Source organism: Cellvibrio sp. GW822-FHT04B05 (genome assembly GCF_058800985.1).
Genome location: NZ_JBXAMU010000001.1, coordinates 72,316 through 88,872, shown reverse-complemented (window position 1 = coordinate 88,872; position 16,557 = coordinate 72,316). Strand labels below are relative to the sequence as shown.

Here is a 16,557-nt window from a genome sequence, read left to right as displayed (position 1 = left end):
TTTATTCAATAATATTATGCAAATACACCTGTTTTTCTGCAAAGGTAAGCTTGGGACAATGGCCTAATCACCATTGAGAGGATTACGCCATGCGATTACCCATTGCCCTGCTGGCACTGACGGTCAGCGCTTTTGCCATAGGCACCACCGAGTTTGTGATAGTCGGGCTGATTCCCACTATTGCCAATGATTTAAAGGTAAGCCTGCCATCCGCCGGTTTGCTCGTCAGCCTTTACGCTGTGGGTGTTGCGGTCGGCGCACCACTGCTAACTGCCCTCACCGGTAAGTTGCCGCGCAAATTATTACTGCTTGGCTTGATGCTGTTGTTCACTGTTGGAAACCTTGTCGCCTGGCAGGCACCGGGTTATGAATCGCTGGTAATGGCACGTATCCTGACCGGACTTGCACACGGCGTTTTCTTTTCTATTGGTGCAACGATTGCGACCAGCCTGGTTGCAAAAGATAACGCCGCGAGCGCAATTGCGATTATGTTTTCCGGCCTCACGGTTGCGTTAGTTACCGGCGTACCTTTGGGCACATTTATCGGCCAGCATTTTGGTTGGCGTGCGACATTTTTAGCGGTCTCTGCGCTAGGTGTGATCGCATTTCTCGCCAGCTTGTTTTTTATTCCTGGAAATTTACCACACAACAAACCCGCGTCGGTTTTGCAACAGTTGCAGGTGTTAAAACAACCGCGCTTGTTATTGGTGTATGCGATGACAGCAGTAGGATACGGCGGCACATTTGTTACGTTTACTTTTCTCGCGCCGATTCTGGAACAGATCACCGATTTAAGTTCCGGCAGCGTCGCGCTGGTATTACTGGTGTATGGTGTTTCGGTTGCGGTAGGCAATATTTGGGGTGGAAAACTCGCCGATAAAAAAGGCCCGATTGCTGCATTGCAAATTATTTTTGGCGGCCTTGCGTTGGTACTGTTGGTATTTACCTTTACCGCATCCACCCCCTGGCTGGCGATTGCAACTGTATTGGTGTGGGGCGCATTTGCATTCGGCAATGTTCCCGGCCTGCAGGTTTACGTGGTGCAACAGGCAGCACACCACACACCACATGCGATCGATGTGGCATCGGGTTTGAATATCGCGGCGTTTAATGTAGGGATTGCCCTTGGCGCCTGGGGCGGAGGCTTGATTGTCAATCAATGGGGATTGGAGCATACACCCTGGATCGGAGCCTTAATTGTTGCAGGTGCGATTTTTCTGACTCACTGGAGCGGCCGACTTGATCGCGCCAATCCCAGTTCAACCAACTTTCCAAACGATGCGATTATCAGCACACGTTAATTTGAATTAATTTTTTACCGGAGATTATTTATGAGCACTTCAACTGCAAAAATTCCCGCACTGGGTTTAGGTACGTTTCGCTTGCAAGACCAGCAAGCATTCGATGCCGTAAGCAATGGTATAGAGCTGGGCTATCGTCATATCGATACCGCACAGATTTACAAAAACGAAGCCGATGTTGGCCGCGCAATTGCGGCAAGCAAGGCTTCACCGAGCGAATTATTTGTCACCACCAAAATCTGGATCGATAGTTTTGCGCAAGGAAAATTAATTCCCAGCCTGAAAGAAAGCCTGCATAAATTGCAGTTGGAGCGCGTAAATCTCACCCTGATTCACTGGCCATCACCCAACGATGAAATTCCGGTTGCGGTTTATCTGGAGCAATTACTGGAAGCCAAAAAGCAGGGGCTGACTGAGTTAATCGGTGTATCCAACTTCACTATCAACCATTTACAACAAGCAATCGTAAGTGTAGGCGCAGACCAAATCGCCACCAACCAAGTGGAAGTACATCCGTTTTTACAAAACCGAAAATTGGTGGATTTTGCGCAGCAACAGGGAATCCACATCACCGCTTACATGCCACTCGCTTATGGCAAAGTAATTCAGGAACCGGTGATCCAGAAAATTGCCGCAGCCCATAATGCAACAGCCGCACAAATTGCGCTGGCGTGGTCATTACAGCAAGGTTTTGCGGTGATTCCGTCATCCACCAAACGCGAAAATTTGCAGAGCAATTTAGCGGCGGGAAAAATTACATTGAGTCATGCAGAGATGAGCGCAATTGCAGGACTTGATAGCCGAGAGAGAATTGCAAATCCGGGATTTGCACCTAAGTGGGATTAATTTAAAACCGAACCAGCAGTCTACTGCAGCACGAGTTTGCTGTTAGCGTATTTTTTCGAAACACGTGAGCCATGGATGGCGAATGTGAGCTCCATGGACGGATTTATGCGTTTTCGAAAAAATACGCTAACAGCAAACGTACTACGAAGCACCAAATTCTTCGTAGCACCTAGCCAAATTACAACTTAACGCGCAAACCGACACGAGTCAGTAAAGCACCAATACCCATAATCACGCAGGCAAAAAACAAACTCCACATAATGCCCGGCAAACCCGCATTAAACATTTCCGGACGCAGATAGAAACCGAAAATTCCACACAGTGACAACACTATGTACGGCAGGATATAAACCAGCAGCGGATTAGTCGCCGAAGGTTCAAAAAATGCCGTCCAGGCACGCTGCTGTTTTACATCCACCAACCAATACACCGCGCCAAAAATCAAACAACAAAAGAACACACTGAACAATGCCCAGCTCGGCGTTCCCCAAATTTTGGAAATCGGCGAAACCTGCCAGCTGACAAATGCGAGTAATGCGATCACGCCAGTAAATACCAGATAATTTTTGAATTTACTCGCTGCAAAATCAGGCAGATAAAATAATTGCGAAAGAATCACACCCGACAACACAATCGCAGCGTGGGTATGGTTGCCATTGAACTCAACAATTGCCCCCAACACCGGCACATTAGCCAAATCTGCCTTAACAGTATCCAACGCAAAAAATATGGCAATCAACAATAGCGATGCAAATGCCAGAGTGAAAAATTGTGTAGCAGGTGCAGCAAATTGACGAGTGATTAAAAACAAAGTACCCGCAATTAAATACGCCCAACCGATCAACCCGAGAATGCCCCACCACTGGGTAGTCATACCGGTATTGTCCGGGCCTTTATACATCCACCAGAGCATCACCAAACCGGCAACGCCCATCAGTTTTGCGCCCAGCGAAATCGCCGGTGAAAGTGTTTTGGGATAATTCGACCAGATCAACAATACATAGATAAACATCAGCAGTGTCCATAACGGCATAGAGATACTCATCGCCGCGGCGTCATAACCCGAATCGGCGTTTACCATAAATACGCCGATCACCATCAAACCAAAACTGCGCAGTGCGATGTGCCTGAAAATCTCCAGCGCTGAATCGCCTTTGTTGGCGCGCGCCTGGATCGCAAACGGAATCGACATACCGACGATAAATAAAAATGCAGGGAAGACCAGATCGACAAACGTCATGCCATCGACATTGGCCGGCAAGTGCTTCATCCACTGCGGCACATCGGCGACACCGGCGAGTTCGTTAACAAAAACCATGGTGAAAATAATGATGCCGCGGAAGACATCAATCGATAAAACGCGATTAGCGTTGACTGCTGGATTGATAGCAGGATTGGTTGCTGGATTGCTCATTGTATTTGCCCGTGTGGATATTGTTATGCTGTAGTTTTTGCTCTTATCAAGGCCAGTTATTGTGGTTGGATTCTGTCCGAAAACCACAATAACCGAGCGACGCCTAAAGCCGCAATCGAAAAATGACAACGTTGACTGACGATTTACAATTCCCTACACGCCCCGCCCGGTGGTTGGCGAGCGCCCAATAAAAAGCCCGCAACCAGTGCGGGCTTTACGGGGCAAAACAACCTGAGGCTTAGTCGTGGTGATGGCCACCAACACCGTGGGCATGGCCGTGCGCCAGCTCTTCGTCGGTCGCATCGCGGACGTCAACTACTTCCAATTCGAAGTCCAGGTTTTTACCGGCCAATGGATGGTTGCTGTCGATATCCACGTTAAATTTACCGACTTTCAATACCAATGCATCCCATGGGCCGTGCTGGGTATTTACCGCGACTTTCATACCGGGCTTAAGTTTGCCTTTCAGCTTCTCATGACCGTGTAAATGCTTGATCGGGATACGCTGGGTAGCACCTTCCTGACGCGGGCCGTAACCTTGCTCGGGAGTAACATTCACGGTGACCTTATCGCCCACTTGTTTGCCTTCCAGCGCCTCTTCCAGCGCAGCGAGCAAACCTTTGTGACCATGCAGATAAAGGGTGGGTTCTGAATCGTAGGATGACTCCAGCAACTCACCGCCGGTTTCGCTCAGGCGGTAGTTGAAGCTGACAACTTTGTCGGCAGTGATGTGCATAGCAACTCCAAAATGGCGTTTGTTTTAGTAGAAATAGTTTTTTTGAGGGCGCGGATTGTCGCTGATTTAGGGAAAGCACGCAAAATAAAAACGCCCGGCCGGATTTCCCAACCGCCGGCTGCACGCAGATAAAGACAACCAGCGTATGATGCGCACACCTTCATAGACGTAATATATATGCCGACACTCACACCCCCACTGCCAGCACCGTTTTTTTCCTCCGCCGCATCCTTCAGCGAAGACGGCGTGCCGGGGAAACATGATGTGCATTTGTGGTTGCTGGACATCCGCCAATTCACCGCCGACCATATCACCGCCGCAGGGCAGATGATGAACAGCGATGAGCACGACCGCGCGCAGAAATTTATCCGCGGTAAGGACGAATACGTCGCCAGCCGTTGGTTGCTGCGCGCAGTGCTGGCGCGCTACACAGGTTTGCCGCCTGCCGCGGTGAGTTTTTTGCGCACTGATAAAGGCAAACCCTATTTGCCGGAGAGCGATATCCAATTCAGCCTCAGCCACAGTGGCCATTGGGCACTGTTGGCGGTGGGCCGTATCGAGCTGGTGGGAGTTGATGTGGAGGCGATACGCGCAACACGGGATTTACCGGGTATCGCCGAAAGCTATTACCACCCGCAAGAATTTGCCCATTTGCAGACGCTGGAGGCTGTCCATCAAACCGATTATTTCTATCGCCTCTGGACCTTAAAAGAGGCGGCACTGAAGGCCATAGGCACCGGAATTTCTGCCGGGTTGGAGAAAATCCTGTTTGAACTCGACGGCAATAATATTCGCGCGCAGATAGCAACCGAACTCGACCAAGGCACCGGTGAATGGCATTTTCACCAGTGGGCATTGAGCGGACAAGATTACTGCGCACTGGCGGGCAAGAGCCGTCAGCCGCTTGCGGTGAAGTGGTTCGATGCCTTGGCAAACCCAGCTTTTCCTTGACTCTCAAGCCTCCACTGCTAGCATTGCCGCCTGAAAAGTTACCCGAATCCGATAAATATTCCATCGTTAATAAATAAGAAGACTCCATGCTGCCATTCCATGAAGCCGTGAAAGACGATTTCACTGCAGTAAACCAACTGATTATCGACAAACTCCACTCCGATGTCGGTCTGGTTGAAAATATTGGCCACTATCTGGTCGAGGCCGGCGGCAAACGCTTGCGTCCCCTGCTGGTATTGTTGACGGCCAACGCGCTCGGCTATCAAGGCAAAGAGCATTTATCGCTGGCGGCGATTATCGAATTTATCCATACCGCGACCCTGCTGCACGACGACGTAGTGGATATGTCCAACTTGCGCCGCGGCCGCCCGACAGCCAACGCCCAATGGGGCAATGCCCCCAGCGTACTGGTCGGTGATTTCCTCTACTCGCGCGCGTTCCAGATGATGGTGGGCATTGGCAGCATGGACGTGATGGCGATCCTGAGCGATACCACCAATATCATCGCCGAAGGCGAAGTACAGCAATTGGTCAATGCCAAAGACCCGAATGTAAATGAAGAGAATTACTTCCGCGTAATCGATAAAAAAACCGCGATCCTGTTTGCGGCCGCCTGTGAAGTCGCCGCTGTGCAATGCGGTGCTACACCGGCCCAGCGCGAAGCATTGCGCCGCTACGGTCGTCATGTCGGCGTCGCGTTCCAGTTAGTTGATGACGCACTGGATTACACCGGCGATGCTGCAACCCTCGGCAAAAATGTCGGTGATGACCTGGCCGAAGGCAAACCTACCCTGCCACTGATTTACGCCATGCGCACCGGTACTCCGGCGCAAGCGGAATTGATCGCCACCGCAATCCGCAACGGCGATGCCAGCCAATTGCCTGCGATTTTAGAGATAGTCCAGGCGACCGGCGGTATGACCTACACCCTCGATGCGGCCAGGCAACACGTTCAACAAGCCCTCGACCAATTGCAACAATTGCCGGATAACCATTACACCCAGGCGATGAAACAATTGGCTGAATTCTCCCTGGCACGCAGCTTTTAACACTCGCGCCTTAACCGGCGCATCCACATCAATCGACACCGGTGGCTGGCGCTACCGGCGGTATCCAACTGGACAACTGGGCCACAGCGGTTAGAATGGCGCACTTTTGCGCTGGCAAAGCCTGCGCTCGATGATCACTAGCAGAGTAAAATCCATGACCACCTTTGAACCCAAAAGCTCCTACAGCCGTGAAGACCTGCTCAAATGCGGTGATGGCCTCCTGTTCGGCCCAGGCAATGCGCAATTGCCCAAACCCAATATGTTGATGCTCGACCGCGTCGTACATATCGCCCAGACAGGTGGAGAATTTGGTAAAGGTGAGATTATTGCAGAACTGGATATCAACCCTGACTTGTGGTTCTTTGAATGCCACTTCCCCGGCGACCCGGTAATGCCTGGCTGCTTGGGCCTGGATGCTATGTGGCAGCTGGTTGGTTTCTTCCTCGGCTGGAAAGGCAACCCCGGTCGCGGTCGTGCATTGGGTTGTGGCGAAGTGAAATTTACTGGCCAGATCCTGCCTACCGCCAAGAAAATCACCTACCACATCAACCTGAAGCGTGTGATTGAGCGCAAGCTGATCATGGGTATCGCCGATGGCCGTGTATCCTGCGACGGCAAAGACATTTATTTCGCTCACGACCTGCGCGTTGGCCTGTTCCAGAACACCGACAGCTTCTAACTGTCCACAATAATGATAACGGGCGAGCACCTGACTGCTTGTGGCATAATGCTCGCCTTTTTAACCACGTCAGATTCAAGCACGCCGACTATGCAACCTTGTGGTTCGGGCGCTGTTGCTAAATACGAAAGAGGTAGCCTATGAAACGCGTTGTTGTTACCGGTATGGGAATTGTGTCCTGCCTGGGCAATGATAAAGATGCCGTGTTGGATGCATTGCGCGCTGGCCGTTCCGGTATCAAATTCCAGGAAGCCTACAAAGAAAAAGGCTTTCGCAGCCACGTTGCAGGCTCGGTGGATATCAACTTGTCCGAACTGATCGACCGCAAAGTCCTGCGTTTTATGGGCGATGCAGCAGCTTACGCTTATCTCTCCATGCAACAAGCTATTGTCGATTCCGGCTTGAGCGAAGAGCAGGTTTCCAACGAACGCACCGGTATCATTATGGGCTCCGGCGGTGCGTCTTCCATGAATTTAGTTGAAGCCGCCGATATCCTGCGCGAAAAAGGTTTGAAGCGTGTCGGTCCTTACCGGGTAACCCAAACCATGGGCAGCACCACCTCGGCGTGTTTGGCGACCCCGTTTAAAATCAAAGGCGTTAACTACTCGATTTCTTCAGCCTGTGCGACCAGCGCCCACTGCATTGGCGTTGCGATGGAGCAAATCCAGCTCGGCAAACAAGATGTGGTTTTTGCCGGTGGCGGTGAAGAAGAGCACTGGACCCTGACCGCCTTGTTTGATGCGATGGGTGCACTGTCGACCAAATACAACGATACTCCCGACCAAGCCTCACGCGCCTACGATGCGAACCGCGATGGTTTTGTTATTGCCGGTGGTGGCGGCTGTCTGGTAATCGAAGAATACGAACACGCCAAAGCGCGCGGCGCAAAAATTTATGCCGAGATCGTCGGCTACGGTGCGACCTCCGATGGCTACGATATGGTTGCCCCGTCCGGCGAAGGCGCGGTGCGCTGCATGAAGCAGGCGCTGTCTACCGTTGACGGTAGCATTGATTACATCAACTCCCACGGCACTTCTACTCCAGTAGGTGACCTTGCGGAATTGAGAGCGATTAAAGAAACCTTTGGCGCTAAGATCCCCGCCATCAGCTCTACTAAATCCCTCACCGGCCACAGCCTCGGCGCTACCGGTGTACAGGAAGCGATTTACAGTTTGCTGATGATGGAAAATGATTTTATCTGCGCCTCCGCCAATATTGAAACCCTCGATCCGGAAGCGGCAGGCATGCCGATTGTGCTTGAGCGTCAGGATGGTGTGAAACTGGATCGCGTAATGTCTAACAGCTTCGGCTTTGGCGGCACTAACGCCACAGTGGTATTCCAGCGCGTATAAGTGTTAAAAATTCCAACGTTTATTACACAAAAAAACGTAAAGTCTACACATCGAAAACGCGAACCTCAAAAGCTCGCGTTTTTTTATGCATCGCATTGATGCAGCCTGCTCAAAAATCAAACTTTTGCCCATCAGTTTTTGTCGCACCAAATAACTTGATAAGATTTTTGCACGTCACTTTGTCAAACTGTTCACAAAAATTTTAATCAACTGGCACATCAGTTTTCATGGCACATTGCCTGCATCCCTTCCTGCCGATTGCGAGTTAAAAATCTGCAATTACCTGAATTAATTTTTTATTTTCCCATCCACATCCCGCACGGACCTTCATTGCACTTCTGTGCGCCCTGGCACCTGTATTTGCCCTTTCCTCATAGGGATTATTGTATGAACTTATTTATCGAAGCCGCTAAACAGCAAGGTTTCAATATGCCGCTGCATGCATTGCGCGGCGTAGCAGCAGTGATCGTACTGCTATTCCATTTGCAAGGCAGGGTTGTCGAAGCATTTGGATTTACATTCCCTCCCATTTTTAATGGCAGCGCCGCAGTAACATTCTTTTTTGTATTGAGTGGTTTGGTGGTTGGTGCATCTCTGGCAAAAAGCGGGCTGACATCGTCCTCGATTGCACTCTATTTCCATCGCCGCGTTTTCCGCATCATGCCGTTGATGATTGTGACGGTCACCATCGGCGGAATTTATTTATTATTTATCGATCCCCAAATGCGTTATCCGTTAAATCCACGTGAGTACGGCGATTTCACCCCCATGAAATTTATCGTCGGCTATGTGGGTTACTCGCTCAAAGCCAATCCTCCAAGCTGGTCGATTTTTGTCGAGCTGATCGGTTCGATTTTAATTCCGCTGATGCTGTTATCAGGTACGCGCTTGCGCAATGTTTTACTCACCTTCGTCGCCTGCATTGCGCTGTCATTAATCCCGGTTGATTTCAAACATTACTGGCATTTTTACATGATCAGTTTCTTCGTCGGTTTAACGGTATTGCTGTGGGGCAAGTGGCTGGCAACGCTGACAGAAAAACTTCCGGGCGCCGCTTTCTGGCTGATTATCCTCGCGCTCTCGGCGAGTTTTTATCTAGTGCGCCCAGTGACCGGTGAAGGTTACGGCGATGTGTGGATTGTTTATTGGGAGACGGCGTCGATTGCGCCCGTAGTTGCGATTATTTTTTATCTGCCGCAGCGCTTCTCACTACTCAATGGCGGCACATTTAAATTTTTGGGCGACGTGTCTTACAGCCTTTATCTCACCCATTCGATCCTGCTGGTGATCCTGTTAAACGCAGTGACATCATTCATGGGCAATACCGGACTCGCAGCACTTACCTATTGCGCGGTTACGATAGTGTGCTGCCTGGTAGTGGCGCAGATTTCTTATCGCTTAGTGGAAGTAGAAGGCTCGCGCCTTGGCGAGCACTTGAGAAGACGACCAAAAGCCATTCAGGAAGCAGCGTGATTTCCCTGCGCGGGCAAAGCTCAGTAGCGCTCTTTGCTTTGCTCGCGATTGTGCAACCACTGCTTTACCAGCGGCAATAAACTCGGGCGCCAGGAGCGCGCCTGAATGCCGAAATAATCCCGCGCGCGACGGCAGCCAAGGATAGCGCTGAGCGGTTCATTAAGCTCTTCAGTATCAACCAGACTAAGACTCGGCTCAGCGGTGAGCAGTTGTTGCTGGATAAGCAATTGCAACAATTGTTCAGCGAATTCGTCTTCAGTGCAGGAGTCGCTGCTGCAGTAATGCATTACGCCCCAGTTGTCAGCGCCGCAGTGGATTTGTTTACTCATTGCCACCGCCACTCGCGCCGCATCCGATAAGGCTGTCGGTGCACCGCGCAACCGGCGATTGACCGTCACCGAAGCACCTGCCAGAAATGCGCTCAGCAAGCGTGTAAGCAAGTTATCGCCATAAGCACCAATCACCCAGCTCAGCCGTAAAATAATGTGCTTGGGCACCTGCCCGGCAACTATTTGCTCTGCCTCGACAAATGCACGCCCGGTATCGTTAAGTGGAGATACTGTATCTTTTTCACTGTGCGTGCCCTTAGTATCGCCACCAAAGACGCTGTAGCTGGAAAATTGGATTAGCGGAATTTTTGCTGTTCCGCACGCTTGGGCAAGCTGTCGGGCCGTGGCAACCAACAACTCCTGGCCTCCGCGATGAAATGCCTCTTCCCAGCCGCGACAATTGAGTACCAGCTCCGGCTGATGCTTTTGCAGATAAGCAGTGAGGCTCTGCGAGTCAGACCAATCGAGTTCGTTGGCGCCGGGCGTGAGCAATTTGAATGGCTCCCGCTCCAGCTCGTGCTCCAGCGCTTTGCCCAAAGGGGAAATTACATCGGTTAACAATAACTTGAATGACATCGCTATCTGGATACCCGTAAAATTTTTACCCATATTAGCAGTAGAACCCGCAGTTTCCGCAAGGGTAATTCGCGCGCAGAAGGCTTATACTGCGCGCCCTTTGAATCAACGCATCCGCCTTCCCAGGAAGGAACACCCAAGATACAACCAAGGTACCATTTAAGGAATTACAGTATCCATGAGCCAAGCACCGCTTAGTATCCAGCTCGATCTGGCCATTATTGGCGGCGGTGTGGCCGGACTCTGGCTGGCCAATCGTGCCAAAAGTGCCGGCTTTGCCGTGGCGTTATTTGAATCCAGGGCACTGGGTAGCGACCAAACCCTCGCCTCCCAAGGCATGATCCACGGCGGCATGAAATATACCCTCGCCGGCGCACTCACCGGTGCCTCCGAAGCCATCGCCGAGATGCCCAAACACTGGCGTGCCTGCCTGTGCGGCGAAGGCGATGTCAATTTGCGCCACACCCGCATCCTCAGCGACCACTTCTTTATGTGGTCGAGTGATGACCTGGGCAGCAAGATCACCGGCTTTCTGGCCAGCAAGGTCACCCGCGGCCGCGTCGAACCCGTACATTTCGACCGTCGCCCGCCGCTGCTGCGCCACCCACTGTTTGCGGGGAGCTTGTATCGTTTGGAGGATCTGGTAATCGATGCCCCGAGCCTGGTTGCCAATCTCGCCCACAATATCGAAGGCCACTGCTTCCTGATCGATTGGTCAAATACGCAGATGCACAAAAGTGTCGATGGCAGGGTAAGTATCTCGATCAATACGGACGGACAGAATATCCAGATCCACGCCCAACGCTTTATCTTTACCGCCGGTAAAGGCAATGCCGAATTGCTGCGCGAGCTGGATCTGGCTAGCCCGGCGATGCAACTGCGTCCGCTCCAGCAAGTGATAGTGAAGCATCATCACCCGTTCGATTTTTATGGCCACTGCCTCGGGCGCGAATCCACACCGCGCCTGACTATCTCCAGCCATCGCCTGCCGGATGGCGGTCATGTGTGGTATCTGGGTGGCAGCCTCGCCGAAAAAGGTGCGCGGATGCCAGCTGACGAGTTGATCGAACTGGCGCAGCAGGAATTGCAAGAGCTTATACCCTGGATGAACCTTGAGGGTGCCGAGTGGGCGACTTTGCGCGTCGACCGCGCCGAGCCTTTACAGGCTAACTTTGTGCGTCCCGATAATGCCTTTATCACCCGCGCCGAGGGTGCCGCCAACCTCTTGGTGGGCTGGCCAACCAAATTGACGCTAGCGCCCAATCTCGCCAATCAGGTATTCGAGTTATTGCAAGCTGACGGGATAACACCATCAGTTGGCGCTGGCAATTTGCACGACTATTTGCCCTACGCCGAAATTGCCAGAACCCCGTGGGAAATTGCTTTCCCGCCCGCCATCAGCGCTGAAGAGGCATTGGCGTTACGCTTTCACGAACCCGATGAGGATGATGTTGAATGATGCCGCGCAAACGCCTCGGCCGCACCGATATGGAAGTAAGCACCTTTGGTCTGGGCACCGTAAAATTCGGTCGCACCCAAAGCCTGAAATACCCGGAAACCTTTAGCCTGCCCAGCGATGAACAAATCCGCGCCCTGCTCGGCTGCGCGCGCGATATGGGCGTAAACTTTCTCGATACCGCCCCATCCTACGGTTACAGCGAAGAGCGCCTGGGCGATCTGCTATGGAAAGAGCGCAAACACTGGGTGATCTCCACCAAGGTCGGCGAAGAATTTGAAGCCGGTAAATTCTCCGATGAGGGCGTATCCCGCTTTGACTTCAGTGCCAAACACACGCGTATGAGTGTGGAGCGCTCCCTGCGGCGCCTGCGCACTGATTATCTCGACCTGGTGCTGGTTCACTCGGACGGCAACGATCTGGAGATACTGCAAAACACCGGCGCCCTGCATACCTTGCAACAGCTTAAACAGGAAGGCTGGATTCGCGCATTGGGGATATCAAGCAAGACGCCGGAGGGCGGACTTGCGGCGGCCGAAGTCTGCGATGCGGTAATGCTGGTGTACAACCGGGATTACCCCGACGAAAAAGCAGTGATCGATAAATGCGCGCAACAAGGTGTGGCAGTTTTGCTAAAAAAGGTTCTCGCGAGCGGCCATATCTGCCATGATGCGCCTCCCGTTTCAGTGGAAACCGGAAACTCCGCTGAACCCCAAGAGCAAGACCGGGAACAAGACCCCATCCAGAGCGCGCTAAATTTCGCCTACGCTCCGCCCGGGGTTACCAGTGCCATCATCGGCACCGTCAATTTACAACATTTGCACGCTAACCTAATAAAAGCATTGCGTGTACAAAAGCTGGCGTGAAATTCTACAGAGTAAATTATGAGCAGTTGGTTAGACACGGTTAATTGGAATAGCGATGGCTTGGTTCCCGCCATCGCCCAGGATGCCCAATCCGGCCGCATCCTGATGATGGCCTGGATGAATCGTGACGCATTGCAACTTTCAGCCGAGCGCGGCGAAGCAGTATATTGGTCGCGCTCACGCAACAAGCTCTGGCATAAGGGCGAAACCTCCGGCCATATCCAGAAACTCCACGAAATCCGCCTCGACTGCGATGAAGACGTGATTGTCCTGCAAGTGGAACAACTGGGCGGCATCGCATGTCATACCGGCCGTGAATCCTGCTTTTACCGTGTACTAAAAGATGGCGAATGGCAGAGTATCGACCCGGTATTAAAAGATCCCAGCGACATTTATTAGTGGAAACAGGCACTTCATGAGTAACGATATCCTCACACAATTGACGGAAATTCTGGAAGCACGCAAAAATAATGCGGATGCAGACTCATCTTATGTTGCCAGCTTGCACAAAAAAGGGCTGAATAAGATTTTGGAAAAGGTCGGTGAGGAGTGCACCGAAACGATTATCGCCGCAAAGGATGCACATACCAGCGGCGACAATAGCGAGCTCATCTATGAAACAGCAGATCTCTGGTTTCATACGCTCGTTATGCTGTCACATGTCGGCGAGAGCGCTGATGCGGTTTTAAACGAATTGGCGCGTCGCTTTGATGTCTCCGGACACACTGAAAAAGCAGCGCGCAACACTAACCCCCAAAACGGGTGAGGAATTAAACATGAGTGCAACTAACGCTATAGGCTATGCGGGTAACTTTGGTAGCCCAACCCAATTGATCATCATTCTGGTGATTGTATTGTTATTGTTCGGTGGCAAACGCCTGCGCTCGTTGGGCAGCGATCTTGGCAACGCCATCAAAGGCTTCAAAAACTCGATGAGTAATGAAGAAACCGAAAAGGCCGAACAGGAAAAGCAGGAAGCGCAAAAAATCATTGACCAAAAAACGGCAAATACGACCACGGCACAGACCGTAGACAAAACCGACCACAAACAATCCTAAGGTCTTAGTCGTGTTTGATATTGGTTTTAGCGAATTATTAGTTTGCCTGGTGGTGGCGCTGGTGGTTATTGGACCCGAGCGCTTGCCGGAAACTGTGCGCACCGTCGGCCTGTGGATTGGACGTTTTAAACGCAGCCTGCGCGAAACGCGCAGCGAAATCGAACGGCAAATCGGTGCAGACGATATACGTCGCCAACTGCATAACGAAGAAATTATGCAGCGGATCGAAGAGACACGCCTGGAGATGGAGAAAACCCTGCAACAGGCATCGCTTACCGCCTCACCGCAAGACCAACCGCGTGTTTACGAACATCAGGAATTACCCGACCACGCCCACATGGACGAGAAGCCGGTTGTGACGGCGGAAGTTATCAAGACTACCGAACCTGTCGCACTGACTGAGACCAGCACCAAGGCCCCCGACAAAACCCCATGAGCACTGAGTCCAACGACAAAGAGCTGCCGCTGGTCCAGCATCTGCTGGAATTGCGTACGCGGCTGCTACACATTATTTATTGCTTGCTGGGCAGTTTTATCTGCCTGTTTCCGTTTGCTACGGATATCTATGGGATAGTCTCACGTCCTCTGCTGGCGGTGCTGCCAGCGGGTGCCAGCATGATTGCCACCGATGTGGCATCGCCATTCCTCACGCCGATGAAGCTGACGTTTTTTGTGGCGCTGCTGATTTCCGTTCCTTTCCTGCTGTACCAGATCTGGTCATTCATTGCGCCAGGCTTATACAAACATGAGAAACGCCTGGCCGTGCCCTTATTGGTATCGAGCGTAATACTGTTTTTTGCGGGTATGGCATTTGCTTATTTCATCGTATTCCCAACGATCTTTCGTTTTATGACCGGGATCGGGCTGGAAGGCGTAACCACCATGACGGACATTGCCAAGTACCTGGACTTTGTCCTGCACATGTTCTTCGCATTTGGTTTCGCGTTTGAAATTCCTATCGCCACCATCTTACTGATCCAGGCTGGCGTGACGACCACCGCAAGCCTGGTCGCCAAACGTCCTTACATTATTGTGGGATGCTTCGTTATCGGCATGCTGCTGACTCCACCGGACGTGATGTCACAGCTGTTACTCGCTATTCCGATGTGGATGTTATTTGAGGCGGGTTTGTTTTGCGGGCGATTGATTGAAAAGAGCCGCCCCAAAGACGACGCCGATACCGAAACCTCAAATAAAACCGATGTTCAGTCATAAATTCGAGAAAACCTCCCATAAAAATGCCAGCAAATATGAACTGCACCTTACTTAGTTGGACAGGGTGTCCAACTTTTGGGGTGCAGTTCAATACTGGCATTTTTTACTAAACACTATTGGCAAGTGCTTCCTGTAAATCCTCTCTGTTAGCTTCAAATTTTTTCCATCCCATCTCGTGAAAATAGAAGGCCACGGTGTTAATCGCAGGCTCAACCAACGCCATGGTTCCTCCAATTACCACGCTACCGGTCAGCGCATAGCCCACGGAGAAGGCGACGGTGAAGTGCACTGCTGCGAATGTTGCTGTCTTTGCCATGATAAAATCCTCTCTGCCAGGGGTGGCTGATCAGCGATTTGCATTCAGCCCATGTGCCCATACTAGACAAACGATAATTATTATCAAAGAAAATTGGAACAACAGACCCAATAGCAATTAACTATTAATTATGCACTAATTGCCCATGTCGAAAATGGGCTTTTGGATAAGCTGGAATTAAAATATCGCGCGTCCCCGGTGACCTCTTGCCCAATCCATTCAGGCAAAGCGAATCCAGTGTCTTCGGCGGGCAGTTCGATTTCGGCGACGACCAAACCGGCATTCTTCCCGACAAATTCATCGATCTCCCAGACAAAACCGTCATGCAGGATCTTACGGCGGTATTTTTCAATCAATGGTTGCTCACATAACGTCAATAACTCGCGCGCATCCCAGAGCGGAATGGGATATTCAAATTCGGCGCGGCGCGCGCCCTCGGAAATACCTTTGATGGTTAAAAAGGCCTCGTCACCGGCGATACGCACCCGCACCGTGCGCGCTTTATCGCGATTCAAATACCCTTGGGAATAAAAGACAGCCGGCGCGTCACGCCAGGCATCGCCAACGACTAAAAATTTACGTTCGATTTCAATTGCCATAACCTTCATCCCAAAAAAAACAGCATCCAACTGGCATTAGCCTAGTTCATGCAAGATGGCAACTCAAGGAACAAACGTTGTGGGTGAATGAGCTTGATGAAATGAACGGGATGACGGGGACAGCAGAAAGAAAAAAGGCGCAGTATTACTGCGCCGAATTATCAACAGCGACGACATAACAAAACAGAGACTTACATTTACAAAAAGCTGACTAGAGAAATGAGCACTTGTAATAGATTCATCCTAAAGTGAACCCAGTTCACTCTCAATGGCATACATACGTATTCATTCACGCTCCATACGTATGTAATTTTTTGGGGCTCTGTTGCTAACCCCGGTTT

General features: G+C 51.3%; 19 protein-coding genes. 14 read left to right on the top strand and 5 right to left on the bottom strand.

Going from position 1 to position 16,557, the window contains the following annotated elements:
• Nucleotides 1-89: 89 nt before the first annotated feature.
• Both AC1RJL_RS00445 and dkgB read left to right on the top strand, forming a co-directional pair.
• On the top strand, nucleotides 90-1,301 hold the full coding sequence (locus AC1RJL_RS00445; RefSeq protein ID WP_492910769.1) for an MFS transporter: 1,212 nt from the start codon (nucleotides 90-92) through the stop codon (nucleotides 1,299-1,301).
• A gap of 30 nt (nucleotides 1,302-1,331) precedes the next feature.
• Complete coding sequence (dkgB, locus tag AC1RJL_RS00440) at nucleotides 1,332-2,147, top strand: 2,5-didehydrogluconate reductase DkgB (protein WP_492910768.1); 816 nt, start codon at nucleotides 1,332-1,334, stop codon at nucleotides 2,145-2,147.
• 178 nt (nucleotides 2,148-2,325) lie between these two features.
• Here dkgB and AC1RJL_RS00435 read toward each other — a convergent pair whose 3' ends face one another.
• Both AC1RJL_RS00435 and AC1RJL_RS00430 read right to left on the bottom strand, forming a co-directional pair.
• The gene (locus AC1RJL_RS00435; protein WP_492910767.1) at nucleotides 2,326-3,561 is read right to left on the bottom strand and encodes a DUF5009 domain-containing protein; all 1,236 of its coding nucleotides are present in this window, start codon (nucleotides 3,559-3,561) and stop codon (nucleotides 2,326-2,328) included.
• Nucleotides 3,562-3,799: 238 nt separating this feature from the next.
• Nucleotides 3,800-4,297, bottom strand: coding sequence for an FKBP-type peptidyl-prolyl cis-trans isomerase (locus tag AC1RJL_RS00430; RefSeq protein ID WP_492910766.1), 498 nt, complete (start codon nucleotides 4,295-4,297; stop codon nucleotides 3,800-3,802).
• 177 nt (nucleotides 4,298-4,474) lie between these two features.
• Here AC1RJL_RS00430 and AC1RJL_RS00425 point away from each other — a divergent pair, with 177 nt between their 5' ends.
• The 5 genes from AC1RJL_RS00425 (at nucleotide 4,475) to AC1RJL_RS00405 (ending at nucleotide 9,801) form a co-directional block, all read left to right on the top strand.
• Nucleotides 4,475-5,248: a 4'-phosphopantetheinyl transferase family protein gene (locus tag AC1RJL_RS00425; RefSeq protein ID WP_492910765.1), complete on the top strand. Its 774-nt coding sequence runs from the start codon at nucleotides 4,475-4,477 to the stop codon at nucleotides 5,246-5,248.
• Between the two features lie 86 nt (nucleotides 5,249-5,334).
• Nucleotides 5,335-6,297, top strand: a complete 963-nt coding sequence (locus tag AC1RJL_RS00420) for a polyprenyl synthetase family protein (RefSeq protein ID WP_492910764.1) — start codon at nucleotides 5,335-5,337, stop codon at nucleotides 6,295-6,297.
• Between the two features lie 154 nt (nucleotides 6,298-6,451).
• Nucleotides 6,452-6,976: a 3-hydroxyacyl-[acyl-carrier-protein] dehydratase FabA gene (fabA, locus tag AC1RJL_RS00415; protein WP_492910763.1), complete on the top strand. Its 525-nt coding sequence runs from the start codon at nucleotides 6,452-6,454 to the stop codon at nucleotides 6,974-6,976.
• Nucleotides 6,977-7,116: 140 nt separating this feature from the next.
• Entirely contained in the window at nucleotides 7,117-8,328 is a 1,212-nt protein-coding gene (gene fabB / locus AC1RJL_RS00410) for a beta-ketoacyl-ACP synthase I (RefSeq protein ID WP_492910762.1), read from the top strand.
• 387 nt (nucleotides 8,329-8,715) lie between these two features.
• Complete coding sequence (locus AC1RJL_RS00405) at nucleotides 8,716-9,801, top strand: acyltransferase family protein (RefSeq protein WP_492910761.1); 1,086 nt, start codon at nucleotides 8,716-8,718, stop codon at nucleotides 9,799-9,801.
• 20 nt (nucleotides 9,802-9,821) lie between these two features.
• Here the strand turns inward: AC1RJL_RS00405 and AC1RJL_RS00400 are convergent, their stop codons facing one another.
• Nucleotides 9,822-10,739 (bottom strand): SDR family oxidoreductase, encoded by a 918-nt coding sequence (locus AC1RJL_RS00400; RefSeq protein ID WP_492910760.1) that lies wholly within the window; start codon nucleotides 10,737-10,739, stop codon nucleotides 9,822-9,824.
• 145 nt (nucleotides 10,740-10,884) lie between these two features.
• On the opposite strand from AC1RJL_RS00400, the gene AC1RJL_RS00395 reads away from it, so the two are divergent.
• From AC1RJL_RS00395 to tatC, 7 genes are read left to right on the top strand one after another with little or no spacing between them, the layout of a single operon-like run.
• Nucleotides 10,885-12,165, top strand: a complete 1,281-nt coding sequence (locus AC1RJL_RS00395) for an FAD-dependent oxidoreductase (RefSeq protein ID WP_492910759.1) — start codon at nucleotides 10,885-10,887, stop codon at nucleotides 12,163-12,165.
• The gene (locus AC1RJL_RS00390; protein WP_492910758.1) at nucleotides 12,162-13,028 is read left to right on the top strand and encodes an aldo/keto reductase; all 867 of its coding nucleotides are present in this window, start codon (nucleotides 12,162-12,164) and stop codon (nucleotides 13,026-13,028) included. Before AC1RJL_RS00395 ends, AC1RJL_RS00390 begins: the two co-directional genes overlap by 4 nt.
• An 18-nt stretch (nucleotides 13,029-13,046) precedes the next feature.
• Entirely contained in the window at nucleotides 13,047-13,427 is a 381-nt protein-coding gene (gene hisI / locus AC1RJL_RS00385) for a phosphoribosyl-AMP cyclohydrolase (protein WP_492910757.1), read from the top strand.
• 16 nt (nucleotides 13,428-13,443) lie between these two features.
• Nucleotides 13,444-13,794: a phosphoribosyl-ATP diphosphatase gene (locus AC1RJL_RS00380; protein ID WP_492910756.1), complete on the top strand. Its 351-nt coding sequence runs from the start codon at nucleotides 13,444-13,446 to the stop codon at nucleotides 13,792-13,794.
• 10 nt (nucleotides 13,795-13,804) lie between these two features.
• Nucleotides 13,805-14,086, top strand: coding sequence for a twin-arginine translocase TatA/TatE family subunit (gene tatA / locus AC1RJL_RS00375; RefSeq protein ID WP_492910755.1), 282 nt, complete (start codon nucleotides 13,805-13,807; stop codon nucleotides 14,084-14,086).
• A gap of 10 nt (nucleotides 14,087-14,096) precedes the next feature.
• Nucleotides 14,097-14,522 carry a Sec-independent protein translocase protein TatB gene (tatB, locus tag AC1RJL_RS00370; RefSeq protein ID WP_492910754.1) on the top strand — a complete coding sequence of 142 codons (426 nt, stop codon included), beginning with the start codon at nucleotides 14,097-14,099 and terminating at the stop codon, nucleotides 14,520-14,522.
• Nucleotides 14,519-15,301 carry a twin-arginine translocase subunit TatC gene (tatC, locus tag AC1RJL_RS00365; protein WP_492910753.1) on the top strand — a complete coding sequence of 261 codons (783 nt, stop codon included), beginning with the start codon at nucleotides 14,519-14,521 and terminating at the stop codon, nucleotides 15,299-15,301. The genes tatB and tatC overlap by 4 nt, the downstream gene beginning before the upstream one ends.
• Nucleotides 15,302-15,407: 106 nt before the next feature.
• Here the strand turns inward: tatC and AC1RJL_RS00360 are convergent, their stop codons facing one another.
• Both AC1RJL_RS00360 and AC1RJL_RS00355 read right to left on the bottom strand, forming a co-directional pair.
• Complete coding sequence (locus AC1RJL_RS00360; RefSeq protein WP_435785142.1) at nucleotides 15,408-15,617, bottom strand: DUF2061 domain-containing protein; 210 nt, start codon at nucleotides 15,615-15,617, stop codon at nucleotides 15,408-15,410.
• 128 nt (nucleotides 15,618-15,745) lie between these two features.
• Nucleotides 15,746-16,216, bottom strand: a complete 471-nt coding sequence (locus AC1RJL_RS00355; protein ID WP_492910752.1) for a CYTH domain-containing protein — start codon at nucleotides 16,214-16,216, stop codon at nucleotides 15,746-15,748.
• Nucleotides 16,217-16,557 lie beyond the last annotated feature (341 nt).